Annotated in this window: 14 protein-coding genes and 1 pseudogene; 8 read left to right on the top strand and 7 right to left on the bottom strand. The window is 40.5% G+C overall.

The genetic code is table 11. The features are described from left to right. Positions 1 to 10 precede the first annotated feature (10 nt). Together AB986_RS09065 and AB986_RS09060 are read left to right on the top strand one after the other, a co-directional pair. Entirely contained in the window at positions 11 to 907 is an 897-nt protein-coding gene (locus tag AB986_RS09065; protein WP_048310512.1) for an acetamidase/formamidase family protein, read from the top strand. 64 nt (positions 908 to 971) lie between these two features. Further along, positions 972 to 1,553: a hypothetical protein gene (locus AB986_RS09060; RefSeq protein ID WP_048310511.1), complete on the top strand. Its 582-nt coding sequence runs from the start codon at positions 972 to 974 to the stop codon at positions 1,551 to 1,553. 61 nt (positions 1,554 to 1,614) lie between these two features. Here AB986_RS09060 and AB986_RS09055 read toward each other — a convergent pair whose 3' ends face one another. Next, a complete protein-coding gene (locus tag AB986_RS09055; protein WP_048310510.1) occupies positions 1,615 to 2,655 on the bottom strand; it encodes a serine hydrolase domain-containing protein in 1,041 nt (346 codons plus the stop codon). A 232-nt stretch (positions 2,656 to 2,887) separates the two neighbouring features. Between AB986_RS09055 and AB986_RS09050 the strand changes: the two genes are divergently transcribed. Beyond that, positions 2,888 to 3,871, top strand: coding sequence for a Gfo/Idh/MocA family protein (locus AB986_RS09050; protein ID WP_048310509.1), 984 nt, complete (start codon positions 2,888 to 2,890; stop codon positions 3,869 to 3,871). Between the two features lie 87 nt (positions 3,872 to 3,958). Beyond that, positions 3,959 to 5,338 (top strand): Glu/Leu/Phe/Val family dehydrogenase, encoded by a 1,380-nt coding sequence (locus tag AB986_RS09045; protein WP_236690334.1) that lies wholly within the window; start codon positions 3,959 to 3,961, stop codon positions 5,336 to 5,338. A gap of 59 nt (positions 5,339 to 5,397) precedes the next feature. Here AB986_RS09045 and AB986_RS09040 read toward each other — a convergent pair whose 3' ends face one another. Both AB986_RS09040 and AB986_RS09035 read right to left on the bottom strand, forming a co-directional pair. Beyond that, positions 5,398 to 5,925, bottom strand: coding sequence for a hypothetical protein (locus tag AB986_RS09040; RefSeq protein WP_152670950.1), 528 nt, complete (start codon positions 5,923 to 5,925; stop codon positions 5,398 to 5,400). A gap of 166 nt (positions 5,926 to 6,091) precedes the next feature. After that, complete coding sequence (locus AB986_RS09035; protein WP_236690333.1) at positions 6,092 to 6,907, bottom strand: glycerophosphodiester phosphodiesterase; 816 nt, start codon at positions 6,905 to 6,907, stop codon at positions 6,092 to 6,094. A 331-nt stretch (positions 6,908 to 7,238) separates the two neighbouring features. Here AB986_RS09035 and AB986_RS09030 point away from each other — a divergent pair, with 331 nt between their 5' ends. The 4 genes from AB986_RS09030 (at position 7,239) to AB986_RS09015 (ending at position 10,170) form a co-directional block, all read left to right on the top strand. Beyond that, a complete protein-coding gene (locus AB986_RS09030; RefSeq protein WP_053216097.1) occupies positions 7,239 to 7,559 on the top strand; it encodes a DUF4306 domain-containing protein in 321 nt (106 codons plus the stop codon). A gap of 131 nt (positions 7,560 to 7,690) precedes the next feature. Continuing rightward, on the top strand, positions 7,691 to 8,035 hold the full coding sequence (locus AB986_RS09025) for a MerR family transcriptional regulator (protein WP_048310506.1): 345 nt from the start codon (positions 7,691 to 7,693) through the stop codon (positions 8,033 to 8,035). Continuing rightward, entirely contained in the window at positions 8,032 to 8,484 is a 453-nt protein-coding gene (locus AB986_RS09020; RefSeq protein WP_048310505.1) for an SRPBCC family protein, read from the top strand. The genes AB986_RS09025 and AB986_RS09020 overlap by 4 nt, the downstream gene beginning before the upstream one ends. A 396-nt stretch (positions 8,485 to 8,880) precedes the next feature. Further along, positions 8,881 to 10,170, top strand: a complete 1,290-nt coding sequence (locus tag AB986_RS09015; protein ID WP_201779260.1) for a GntP family permease — start codon at positions 8,881 to 8,883, stop codon at positions 10,168 to 10,170. 77 nt (positions 10,171 to 10,247) lie between these two features. Here AB986_RS09015 and AB986_RS09010 read toward each other — a convergent pair whose 3' ends face one another. From AB986_RS09010 to AB986_RS22840, 4 genes and pseudogenes are all read right to left on the bottom strand, one after another. Beyond that, complete coding sequence (locus AB986_RS09010; protein ID WP_048310504.1) at positions 10,248 to 11,024, bottom strand: 3-hydroxybutyrate dehydrogenase; 777 nt, start codon at positions 11,022 to 11,024, stop codon at positions 10,248 to 10,250. A 166-nt stretch (positions 11,025 to 11,190) separates the two neighbouring features. Beyond that, the gene (locus AB986_RS09005; RefSeq protein WP_048310503.1) at positions 11,191 to 12,720 is read right to left on the bottom strand and encodes a BCCT family transporter; all 1,530 of its coding nucleotides are present in this window, start codon (positions 12,718 to 12,720) and stop codon (positions 11,191 to 11,193) included. A 262-nt stretch (positions 12,721 to 12,982) separates the two neighbouring features. Then, on the bottom strand, positions 12,983 to 13,372 hold the full coding sequence (locus tag AB986_RS22700) for an NUDIX hydrolase (RefSeq protein WP_269082693.1): 390 nt from the start codon (positions 13,370 to 13,372) through the stop codon (positions 12,983 to 12,985). Between the two features lie 120 nt (positions 13,373 to 13,492). Then, positions 13,493 to 13,702, bottom strand: a pseudogene (locus AB986_RS22840) (NIPSNAP family protein); the annotation flags it as partial. Positions 13,703 to 13,754: the final 52 nt, after the last annotated feature.

The following is a 13,754-nucleotide window of genomic DNA, read 5'->3' as shown; positions in this document are numbered from 1 at the left end:
GAAGAGAAAAATGGAATTGCTTTCGAATGAATCGGTGATTTATGATTTTAATAAAAACCACCGGCCAGTTAAAGTTGTGCCTGCTGGTGCTACGATTGAGATTGTTACTTATGATTGCTTTGAAAATCAGCTGCAATCAGAGGATACAAAAATCGACGGAATTGATTGGAATCGTGTTAATCCTGCGACTGGTCCTATTTATGTGAAAGATGCTTTACCTGGTGACGTATTAAAGGTAACGATAGAAAAGCTTGAAATAGGTGATCAAGGTGTAATGGTTGTAGGACCTGACCTTGGTGTAATGGGGCATCGCTTGAAAGAGATGGAATCAAAAATCATACCGATTAAAGATGGAAAAGCGCTATTCAATGACATTGAAATTCCGCTAAATCCGATGATCGGAGTAATTGGGGTAGCACCAGAGGGAGAGGGAATCTCTTGTGGAACACCAGGTGCTCATGGAGGAAATATGGATAACAAGATGATTACTGAAGGTGCGACGCTGTACTTCCCAGTATTTGCAGAAGGTGCTCTATTCGGCCTTGGTGATTTCCATGCGGCGATGGGAGATGGTGAAGTGAGCGTCTCAGGAATCGAGGTGCCTGGGAGAGCAACCGTGAAACTTGAGGTGATTAAGGGAGAACCTATGTCCCAACCTATGCTTGAGAATGACGGTGTCGTTACTCAGATTGCATCAGCAGAAACGCTCGATGAAGCAGTTCAACTAGCAACAGAGCTGATGATAGATCGAATTTGCGAGAGAACTGGTATGCCAATTGGTGAAGTTACAATGCTCATGAGTGCAATCGGACAGGTAGAAGTTTGCCAGGTCGTTGATCCGCTTATGACAGCAAGGTTCGTCGTTCCAAAATGGCTGGAAGAAAAACTAGGCGTGCGCCTCGTATAAATGTTCGACATCGTTTGACATAAAGCGGGTGGTGCCTGTCACTCGCGAATTTGGGAGGACGTTAATGCGGAGCAAACGGAGTGGTATAACTCTTTCGTTAGGAGGAATAGGATTAATTGTTCTTCTGTACGTCAGTATGAGCTGGATCTATCCATACGCAAGATATAGCCTGAATAAATCGATCACATATGATGCGGATTCTTATTTAGTAGAGGATTATGTGCAACAATTGAATGATCTTACTAACAATTATGAGACTCTTTCGAGTATTGATCCTACGCATGATCAGCTTCAATATCTTCTTCCAATGTACAATCAAGAATGGTTAATAAGCGAAGAGCCTATCAAAATGAACGAAGAGAATATTGATCAGATGGCATTCGAGGTGAAAGAGGCACGCAACTTATTGCTTAGTCTAGCATTTGAAGAAATCTATTTACCAAATGCAAAAGCGCAATTAAAGAGTTCGATTGAAGATAGCCTCGCAATTGAAGAGAGTATATACGAGTTAAGAGACTCCGAATCTCATTCAAGAGAAACATTACAAACTCAGTATCATAACCTTCATGGGATGTTTGAGAACAGCTTAAGAATGTTAGTAACATTCTATGAGCGGTATGATGAAGAGAAAGCTATGAACGAATAGTGTAATAAAGTTGCAAGGATAAAAGCGATGTCTCAATAGAGGCATCGCTTTTAACCATTTGTTAATCAGCCTTTATCGCCTGAAGGATTTCTCCCATCAAGCCTTCGAGTTGGTGAACGCCTAGATCGGTATTCATCATCATAACGATTCCTGTGCCCTCATATGGATTTGCGAGTAAAAGGGATTGGTAGCCTATTCCCCAACCAAGAGAAGAGATTTGAAGATTATCAGATTGTTCTAAGAAAACACCTAATCCTGTCCAAGGTGCGCAACCTTGTGGTGATAGCATTTCAATCAGTAATGTCATTGGAAGACCGAGCTTTCCCTCGTTATGTAGTGAGTTCATTCCTTCTATTAAGAGTGTGGCAAGATCGATTGGGGTTGACCATAGCCCGCTTGCAGCCGCGTACGGATAGATTGTGTAGAGATCATTAACTAGTTCACCTTTTTTATGGTGTCCACATGCTAGATTCGTTTGACGGTTATCGATTAATCTAGATATATACAGACTATTTTTCATTTGCAACGGTTCAAATATAAACTCTTCCATAAGCTGCGTAAATGGTTTCCCGCCCAGATCTTCAAGGATTTGCTCAATACAACAAAATCCTGCATCTGAATAATGAAAAGCGCTGAACGGTTTGGAAGTTACTTTAATTGGTTCATTACAATAGGATGTTTGCCCAGTTAATACCTCAAGTATAGTAGGTGTGGGACCTTGCTCTGCGCTCAAATTTTCGAAACTGCCTTCGGGATCAGTCATTCCTGATTGGTGGCAAAGGAGTGAGCGAAGCGTTACTTTTTCGTGCCTGTTATATTGATTGGTAGGGAGTTGCCACGTTTTCAAATAGTCATTTACATCTCGATCAAGAGAAACCATTCCTTGATCCACAAATTTTAACACCAGCATAGCTGTTGTGAATTTGCTTATTGAACAGGCATTGAAGATTGAATTTGGTAAAACATCTCGATCTGTACCGTATTCAAGAACTCCATATGTTTCTGTAGAGTGGATAACACGATTTCGCACAAATGCCATGCTAAGACCAGCCACTTTATGATGGCTCATTCGTTCAGGGATATTAATGGCTTTCAGATTCATAATACGTAAACTCCTTTTTGCATCCAAGTTAGATCAAGTGTAGAACCCATAAGTACTTTTTCGATTAAGACGACAAATATACCTCTATTCAAGAGCTCTCTATTGAATCATCAACACGAGAGGACTAAACTAGACCAGAGAACAAAAAGTGACAAAAACCGGGTGGTGCCTGTGAGGATAGGACTTTATTCCTGTGGTGCCAGGCACTTGTCGAATTATAGGAGGAATTGTGATGATACGTTTTGGTGTGATTGGAACGAATAAGATTACAGAGATGTTTCTTGAGGGAGCTAATGAGCTAGGTGAGTTTACACTTGCTGCAGTTTATTCTAGAACAGAGGAGAAGGCGAAGGAGTTTGCTTTGAAACACGGGGCAGAAGCAACGTTTACAAGTCTTGAGGAAATGGCAGCTAGTGATGTGATTGACGCTGTTTATATCGCCAGTCCAAATTCACTTCATGCAGAGCAATCGATTATTTTCATGAACGCAGGGAAGCATGTTCTTTGTGAGAAGCCAATGGCGTCAAACAAAGCAGAAGTAACTACAATGATTGAAGCGGCAAAGAAAAACGGAGTGCTTCTCATGGAAGCGATGAAATCAACTGTGATGCCGAATATGCAGATGGTGCATGAAAACCTACATAAGATCGGGAAGATTCGTCGATTCGTTGCAAATTATGGGCAATATTCGTCTCGGTACGATGCGTATAAAGAAGGAACGGTACTGAATGCCTTTAATCCTGAATTCTCGAACGGCTCTCTTATGGATATCGGGGTATACGGTGTTTACCCCGTTGTTTCAATGCTCGGTAAGCCAAACTCGATTAAAGCAGAAGGCGTGATGCTCGATTCTGGCGTAGATGGGGAAGGAAGTATTTTACTTGGATACGATGATAAAGAAGCCGTTATCATGTTTTCCAAAATCACAGACTCCCACATGCCATCTGAAATTCAAGGGGAGAACGGTAGCATTCTCATTGATAAGATTGGATCTCCGATGAACGTAACGATTCAGTATCGTGATGGTTCGGTAGAAGATTTAAGTCAGCCTCAACAGCACACGATGTTGTATGAAGCAAAAGAGTTTATCCGATTAATTCAATCTGGTAAGAAAGAATCGTACATTAACTCACATGAGAATTCACTTCATTCTATTGAAGTAATGGACGAGGCGCGAAAGCAAATCGGAGTCGTTTTTCCTGCAGATTATAGATAAATAGTCGTAAGCCTTTTCATCCATCCCGTTTGAATGAAGTTCAAACGGGTACGATATTAATAGATGACAACTATTGGAGGGATGAAATTGGCTAGTAAATATGGAGAAGTCGTACAAGAATCATTAAATGCACTACTAGAAGACGAATCTTTTTTACCTAATTTTAAAGAAGAAGAAAGAAAGAAAGCGTTCACTTCGCTCGAATCTATTCTTTCTACTCCGAATCAAATTCAGAAATCATTTCTCCGTGTTCCGCTTGAAAACGGTAAAGTTCTCAGGATTCCAGCATTCCGTGTTCAGCATAACAACGCTGTTGGGCCTTATAAGGGAGGAATTCGATTTCATGAGACAGTTAGAGAAGATGAAGTTATTAATCTTGCAACACTCATGACTTTGAAGAACACGCTTCATGATGTTCCATTTGGTGGTGGAAAAGGTGGCGTAGTGATTAATCCTCGTGAATTTACCGAAAAAGAATTACATACAATTTCAAAGAAGTACGTTCATAATTTCAGTGACATTCTTGGTCCTGATAAAGATATTCCAGCTCCTGATGTAGGAACAGGGGAAAGAGAAATGGATTGGATGATGGGAGAGTACAAAAGCATTCATCCCGGGCGTCCATACCGAGGAAGTTTTACAGGGAAAAGTCAGGTGAATGGCGGATCGTTAGGCAGAAGAGAAGCGACTGGTAAAGGTGTTTACTATACGCTACGTTACATGCTACATAATTTTGTGAACGAGAACGAAGAATGGTTTAAGAAGAATGAGAACCGATTTGCGAAAACAGCCTTAAACCATACGAATCGTCAGTTAACCGTTGGAATCCAGGGATTTGGTAACGTTGGTTCAGTAGCGGCTCTTGAATCGTATACGTGTAATTATCTTGATACGAAAGTGGTGGCTGTTAGTGATCGAAACGTTACGCTTTATAATGAAGAAGGCTTGGACATCAAAGCATTAATTGAATTTACGTCTCAACATGAAGGTGACCTGCCAACAACAGATGAAGCGCTCAGTCAGAGTAACATTAAAGCAGAAATTCAAGATCGAGAAGACGTGCTTTATCTTGACACAGATGTATTAATTCTTGCTGCACTTGAAGAGCAGATTCGTGAAGATAACGTCGACAAAGTCAAAGCACGTATGATTGTTGAAGGTGCAAATGGACCAGTTACGCTCGAAGCCGATCGGAAGTTAAGTGACGATGGCGTCCTAATTATTCCTGATATCCTTGCGAATGCTGGTGGTGTTATTGTTAGTTATTTCGAATGGTTGCAGGGCAGGGAGACGCAATTCTACAGTGAAGAAGAAGTGTTCACAATGCTGTTTAAGAAAATGAAGGAAACAATGGATAATATCTATCCACAATTCTTCAGCGACCCATTCCCATTAAGACAGAACTGCTATATTCACTCTGTCATGAAGTTATCAAATATCCTTTATCGTCATGGAAAATTGTATTAACATATTGAAAGCCATCCGCCTGATTCATGTAATCAGGCGGATGGCTTTTTAGTTTCTTCTTATTCAGAGGCGGTGATCTTCTCTTTAAATTTGTTCATTTTCTCCATCGTTTCATCAAGTAACTGATTCATCTTATCTGCATCAGGCTCATCTTTTTTCGATTCATCAATAAGCGGGTAAAGACTTTCTTCTATTGTCTTGTAATCGTCAGCATAATTTTCTTCGATTTGTGATTCTATTTCTTCCCAACTTGCATCGAGAGACATTCCCTGTTCATTGATTTTACCAAAGTCATCGCTTGTATTTTCAAGCGTGCTCTTCAGTTCTTCAAGATGTGTGAGAACAGTATCAATCCCTTCGTTCAAATTAGCGGACCCATCCTCTTCCATTCCACCATCGGTACTTGTGTCACCTGCACCTTCCTCACCAGCAGAATCCTCGGTCACGCTATTGTTATCCATCCCTGCATTACTAGCGTTATTCTCCGTTTGGTTACTGTTTTCCTCAGCACCATTCGTACCACAGCCAGCAAGTAGCGTCCCAGCCATTAAGCAACTTGCTAAAAGAATAGGTAATTTCTTTTCCAACATCATCCACTCCTTTCAAATTCAATTATTGGTTCACCTCGTTCGTTTTATTCAATTAAGCATGAAAATCAGCACAAAGATGAGGTGAAATGTGACAAATAGTTACATTTTTCGGGTGGTGACAGGCACCCGCGACCCGCGAATTCGAGATCCGCGAAGTTACTACTCACCTGCGGTTAACATAGTCCGGGTAATCGGTGATGATGCCGTCTACGCCAGCTTGAATAAGGGGTTCTACTGATGCTTCGTCTCTGACAGTCCACGTTTGGGCTAGCATACCGTTATCGTGAATGCGATTTACATAATCGGAAGTAATAAGCCATTTACCAGGATTAACATAGTCAGCAAAGCGAGAAACGTCACGTAGATTGTTATCGGACATGGTATAGCTTACAAGTACACCTGTTGGCACTGATGGGAGAATAGAGTGGAACGTCTCTACTGATTCATGATCAAACGATTGTAAGATGATTTTGTTGTTGTTTGGTTTGTCCATATTCCTCTTAGTAAGTTCAGCTGCAACGTTTTCTTCGATTCCAGGATAAAGAGATGGCGATTTAAGCTCAATCAAGATACCAGATTTTCCTCGATACGCATCAAGAACTTCACCAAGCGTAGGAAGCTTTTCTCCTGCAAATTCTTCTCCAAACCAACTACCTGCATCTAGCTGCTTAAGCTCTTCAAGTGTGAGATCTTTCACCATGCCAGAACCATCGGTTGTGCGTTCAACAGATGTATCATGAATCACAATGAGTTCTCCGTCTTTTGTCTGTTGAACATCGATCTCAATATAATCGGACTTCATTTTAACTGCTTTTTCAAATGCCGCCATCGTATTTTCTGGTGCATAACCTGAAGCACCTCGATGGGCAACGGTTTGGACGTACTGATCATTCTTATTTGCGGAAACCTCACCATCCGCTACGAAAAACAAGCTCATGATTAAAGTGACGATCAAGCTTAAAGGTAGTACCTTCTTCAAATGAATCTCTCCCTTCCTGTTGTCTCTACCACTCTATCGCGTCAATATTAAGTGCGAGTGAAGGTGAAGTAACCGATTATAAATTCTTCATGACAGAAAGTGAGTTCATATACCCTAAGTGCTTTACATTGTGTTCTACGCTGGCCAAAAGCACCATGAGAATAGTACTTAGTTAACTAGCTGAAAGAATTGTTTCAATATCCACACTCAGCTAATCGGAGCGGAAATTAACCACTATTCTTATAGCAAAAATGGCTACGCAAAGAGTTTTCAAAAAAAGGAATTCCGCCTTTTTTCTCGAATAAGTATGGTACTAAAAAGAGGTGATAGAGTGAAGAGAAGGGGTTTCTTCAAACATGTCTTGCTGTTGTCTCTATTCACTGTTTTCTGCTATTCGTATTGGGAGATGTCGTGGAAAGCGAGTCTTCTGCCGTCCCTTACTGACTGGAAGAGTCATCTTGTTTTCACACCGCGTTCAATCATAGCTTCCAAAGATATCTATGAGGTCGACATGTTTCTTTACGCTTTCAAAGTGGCGCCGCTTATCACAAGCCTTTGCTTTTTATCGCTTTTTGCTATTATTCTTATACTCATTCAATTTGTGAAAAAGCAGCTTGTCCACGTTAGTGAAAGCAAAGTCACAAGCTCATAGCAATCCGCAAGTGGGGCATTTGCCCCGCTTTTTTCATGTATTGTCATTCAATTTAATAAAATAATATACTTAAAATAAATGTTGACCTTGTGGTGTACCCCACAGTTTAAGATAGGGGTGGGAGTGAAAAGATGTACAAGATTAGTGATTTTTCTGAGATGACAGGATTAAGCAAAGAAACATTACGCTACTATGCAGAAGTTAAATTACTTGAACCAGCGTATATTGATCCAACGAACAACTATCGCTATTACGATGATGGAAGTTACTTCTTGGCAGTCCTATTAGTAAAGTTAAGAAGGTTAGGTTTTACGATACAAGAAATGGTCGGTGTAATGGAGGACGAGTCCTTTGCTAATTTAGAAAATCTATTGATACAAAAAAGAAAAAAGATACAAATGCAAATAGAAGATCTTCATCTTCAGGTTGAAGAGATTGATGATTTTCTTGCATCAGGGAAGGAGGAGGTTGAGTGATTAAGTGGAAGGAAGAAATCATTATTGAAGCGAACATTGAGAAAGTGTGGTCTTTGTTTTCAGATGAAAACATTAAAAGAATTATGCCGAAAGTGGAAGAACATCACTTAATTGAAAAAAGAGAAGATGAGGTTGGCGCAAAACATAAGCAAACCTATCGTGAAGGAAAGCGGTTGGAAACCTACATTGTAGAAACATTAGCATATGAAGATCTTGTGGATAAAAAGCTCAAAAAGATAAGTTTTGTTTTAGGAAAAGCCTTTGAAGTCACACTCACTTTTACATTGCTTAAAATAGATGATACCCACACGAAATTCATTTATGAAGGACAAAACAAAGGTGTTAATTTTGTTGGAAGAGCCATGTTGAAGCTAGGTAGTGAGAAGAGTAACTTAAAAGTGGTAAATGAGTTTATGGAAAGAGTTAATAAAGAAGCATTAGAAATTTAAGCTGTACACTTTCCTTCAGTTATGAAGGTGGAATGTTGAGAACGTATATAAAGATTAGAGCATGTCCCAGCGGGGATCTGCTCTTTTTTTTAGAAATAAAATGGTGATTATACACACCTATTTACACACAAAACATCTTCCTAATTGCTATCACAACAAGGGTCATAAGCATAGATGGAAAGTTTAGATTTATTCGACAAATAGTTACATAACTCGGGTGGTGACAGGCACTGGTTTCAAAATATATTCAACGGGGTATAATCATTCGGGTGCATTCGAGTTAATTCGGGTGGTGACAGGCACGCGCAGGGTGCGCAGATCGATTATTGTCGATTTAGATTTGCCTAGATTGGACATAGTAAAACAGACATAAGAATTTGAGGAGGCAAATCAGCTATGATTAGTATTATTGTTGGATTAGCACTCTTGATGCTGCTTGCATACATGGGCTGGTCAATTATATGGATCGCTCCACTAGTGTCGGGTATTGTGGCATTATTGAGCGGTATGGATATTCTACCTACATATACCGATACGTATATGGCAGGCTTTGTAGACTTCGCCAAAGCTTATTTTCCGATTTTCTTATTCGGGGCGATTTTTGGTAAGTTAATGGAGGACACAGGGGCGGCACAATCGGTTGCTTACAAAATTTCAAATCTAATAGGTGAGAAACGCGCCATTCTGGGTATGCTTCTATCAGCAGCCATTCTAACTTACGGCGGAGTTAGTCTATTCGTTGTCGTATTCGCTGTTTATCCATTAGCAGTTGCGATGTTCCGTCAAGCTAACGTATCTCGTAAACTTATCCCGTCTACATTTGTGCTCGGGGCTTTTACATTTACAATGACTGCTTTACCAGGTACACCACAAATACAAAACATAATCCCAATAAACACGTTTAAAACGTCTACGATGGCAGCTCCCATCCTAGGAATAGTTGCTGGATTAATCATGGCGGTTGGTGGCTATTTCTATCTGAAGTTCCGTGAGAAACAGCTAAACAAAAATGATGAGAAATTTACAGAGCCAAAAGGATCTAACGAAGTTAAAAGCATCAATGAGGAAGAGCTTCCTAACTGGATTCTTTCGGTTATTCCGCTTATTGCTGTCGTTATAACGCTAAACGCATTCGAAAACCTAAGCATTCTTATCGCACTTCTAATCGGTATTGTGCTCATCATGTTATTTAACTTTAAGAACTACAAACAGTTTATTAAAGCGATTAATGGCGGTGCTTCAGGATCTGTAATGGCAACGATCAATACGAGTGCTGCTGTTGGTTTTGGTTCTGTTGTAACAGCTTCACCGGGATTTGAAGCGGTAAAAGACCTTATCTTTGCGATACCACTTAGTCCTTATTTCTCAGAAGCATTCGCAGTTCAACTGCTCGCTATGATTACAGGTTCCGCATCAGGTGGTATGGGTATTGCTCTTGAAGCTCTTGGGCAAGAGTATTACAACATTGCAGTTAACAATAACATGAGTCTTGAAGCATTCCACCGAATCACGGCCGTTGCTTCAGGCGCTTCGATTCTGCCACATAACGGCGCCTTGCTAACACTATTCACCGTAACAGGATTAACGCATAAAGATTCGTATAAAGATGTTTTCGTCGTCGGTCTAATTATTCCGATGATAGCTACCATCGCAATTATTTTCCTTGCAATGATGGGAATTAATTAATTGAATTGGAATTGAAAAGAAAAAATCCCGTTTGATCTCGATATGAGATCGGCGGGGATTTTCTCATTTGTATAAGCTTACTGAGCTGTATAACCACCATCGATTACTGCAGCCTGTCCTGTAATGCTCTTTGCCTTTTCGCTAACGAGGAAGATTGAATAATCTGCTACTTCCTGTACCTGAATCAAACGTTTCTGTGGTACGAGAGGGTAAATAACTTGTTCTAACGCTTTCTCTTTCTCAATGTTACGGGTTTTGGCTAGATCCTCAAGCTGATTCTGTACTAGGGGAGTATCTACATATCCAGGACATATGGCATTCACTGTAATTCCGTGATCTGCTCCTTCAAGGGCCGTTACCTTAGTCAAACCGATAATGCCGTGTTTTGCACTGTTATAGCCAGCTTTACCTGCAAACCCAATAAGACCATTAATGGAAGCCATGTTAAGAATTCGACCATAGCCCTGTTCTTTCATAATTGGAAAAGCATGTTTAATTGCATAGAAAGGACCTTTTAGCATGATGTCTAGAATAAGACTAAACTTTTCGCTTGGAAACTCTTCAATTGGTGCAACGTGCTGAATACCAGCATTGTTCACGAGAATATCAATACGACCAAATTTCTTAACGGTTTCATCGATTGCATTCTTCACATCGTCTTCTTTTGCAACGTTAGCAATTACGCCTTCCGCGGTAAATCCCTGTGATGTTAGGCTTTCAACCGATTCCTTTAACGTATCTTCGTTGATGTCATTTAACATCACCTTCGCGCCAGCCTTTGCAAATTCTGTTGCTATTTCTAATCCTATTCCCTGACCAGAGCCAGTAATTAATGCACACTTACCTTCAAGCATTGCTGCATCCTCCTTAGATATCCATTATCAATTGTTAGGATACCCAAAACACTCCCAAGATATTTCGCCATTTGTCGACTTAAACCGGGTGGTGACAGGCACCCGCGAACCACAAACCGCACAACACACCAAAAAAAGCGCACCCTAAAGGGTGCGCCTCCATAGCTTATTTCTTGATGTTCTGATCCTTCGCCAATTCTCTTGCAACTTTTGGCGCTAGCCAAATCATTGGAAGGAGGAGAAGGGATACTGGAACTGCAGTTACGACGATAAAGTTCTGCAGCTGTGTAATACCGCTGTCGCCTGTAATCAATAGGATTACAGCAACACTACCCATCAGAATTGCCCAGAACACGCGAAGCCATCTCTTCGGATCGCCTTCACCTGTAACGGCCATTGCGATCGTGTAGGACATTGAATCACTTGTCGTTACAACGAATAGAATCGTTAGAAGTAAGAACAATGGTGAAATAATGTTTGCAAGCGGGAACTGCTCAGTAATTGCAAACATTGCTGCTGGGTTACCTGCTGCATTCAATGCTTCAGAAATAGATCCAGCGTTCGTTAGTTCAAAGAATATTCCAGATCCACCAAGAACGGTAAACCAGAACGTTGAAATGACTGGTGCGAAAATCGATACTGCAATGATAATGTCTCGAATAGTGCGTCCTCTTGAAATACGACTTACGAGAATTGCCATCATAGGACCATATCCAATGAACCAGCCCCAGAAGAAGACTGTCCAGAATGAAAGCCAACCAGTATCTGCACGGAACGTACTCATCGTTACAAATTCAGTAATGTAAACACCAAATCCTGAGATAAAGTGGTCTAGAATAAAACCACCAGGACCGAAGATCACGATAAAGACCATCAAACCAATTGCAAGACGGACATTAAAACTACTTAAGTACTGAATTCCTTTATAAAGACCTGTTATAGCTGAAATCGTTGATACTACAACAACCGCTAGAATGATTGAAAATTGTGTACTGAACTGATTCGGTATTCCGAAGATTTCCTGCAAACCATAGCTTGCCTGTAATCCTAAGAATCCAATCGGTCCAATTGTACCCGCTGCAACAGCGATAACAGAAAACGCATCAACGAGTGTTCCGAACCAGCTATTGCGAATTTTCTCACCGAAAATTGGGTATAGAAGCGTACGCGGTTTCATTGGCATGCCTCTATGGTAATGACCGTACATCATAACAACAGCACTAATTGTTCCAAGAATTGCCCACGCTAGGAAACCCCAGTGCATGAAACTTTGTGCAAGTGCTGTATCAACTGCACCTTGTGTACCTGCTTCGATCCCTTTCCCATCTTGAGAAGGAGGGACTGTTAAGAAGTGATACATCGGCTCAGCAGCTGCCCAGAACACACCGCCACCTGCAAGAAGTGTCGCCATAATAATGGACAACCACTTGTATAGGCTTAGTTCAGGCTTATCAATGCCACCTAGCTTGATTTTTCCATATTTCGAGAAAGCTAATCCAATTCCTACGAAGAAGGTTGCGAGCATCAATACTTGCCAGAAAGCTCCGAAATATTTCGCAGACCATGCAAAGCTTGAGCTTACGAGGTTTTCAACTAAAGATATATCGAAAAGTGCAAGAAATACGAAGAGCACAAGAACCCCACCGCTAATTCCAAAGACGGGCCAATCAATTCGCCCAGTTTCTTTATTTTTCATATTCGACTCCTTTGATCTCTTTTTAAACACAATTACTTACTCTACCACTACCATTAGTATGGTGTAAAGTGTTGGGGTTTAATCTGATAACTCACTTAATTCGGTGTGCTACCTACACACCTATCAGTATTTTCCATCATCTCCTTTTTATGTAGAATAAACACGAAATGCGTCGAAAAAGGGGTACGTAAATGAATACCCACTATTATGAAAAGAAAACAGGGAAGAAGCAATTCGCTGCTTCTTCCCTGTTTTCACGTATCTAAAATCCAACAAAAAATGGCTGGTTTTTAGCGTTTAAACAGCACTCAATTCGCTCTCTGAAGTTATTCCAAGTAACCATTTCTAGCGCAACATTTATTGGATAAAATCCTACTTCAAGACTTTCTGGTGAAGTGGCTAATTCTCCTCCGACCGCTTTTGCTAAAAACAAGTTATTGGAGATTGAAGCGGCAACATTCTGAAATACGCCACAGAACTTCACGATTTCAATGTCAACACCTGACTCTTCCTTTGCCTCTCTCTTAGCAGCCTCGATTATTGACTCCCCTTCTTCTACTTGCCCGCCTGGAATTTCCCAACCTCTACGTGGTCCCTTAATTAATAACATGTTATTTGCATCATCTAGAATCACGGAAGCAGCAGAAACAATGTGCTTAGGTGGATGATAAGAATGTGGTTCAGCAGTAGTGGTTAGAAAATCCTGCTTACTCTCATAATAGAGCTTTCCCAATTGCTTTTGTTGTTCTTGGGCTTTGAGATACAAGCTACTCGTTCTAATTTGCTTTTCAATGGTTTCATAATGACTGAAGCTATCGTATGCCCATATTGCTGTAATTTCATTGCGAGCTTCATTCGCCCATCTTCCAATTAGTTTTGCTCCATGTTTTAGTTGGTTTGGATAAAGGTAGGTATGGAAAAAATCATTGAATTCGTCCATTGTATTCGGATTAATTTTGTAAGTTTTCCGTCGATAAATCATTGGTTTATCCCTCGTTTCAGATCGTTAGTCTATAAACTTAATTATTACAATT

This window comes from Guptibacillus hwajinpoensis (assembly GCF_001039475.1).
GTDB classification, from domain to species: Bacteria; Bacillota; Bacilli; order Bacillales; family Guptibacillaceae; genus Guptibacillus; species Guptibacillus hwajinpoensis.
Note: the sequence above shows the minus strand (reverse complement) of the source record. Positions and strands in the feature narration are given on the sequence as shown.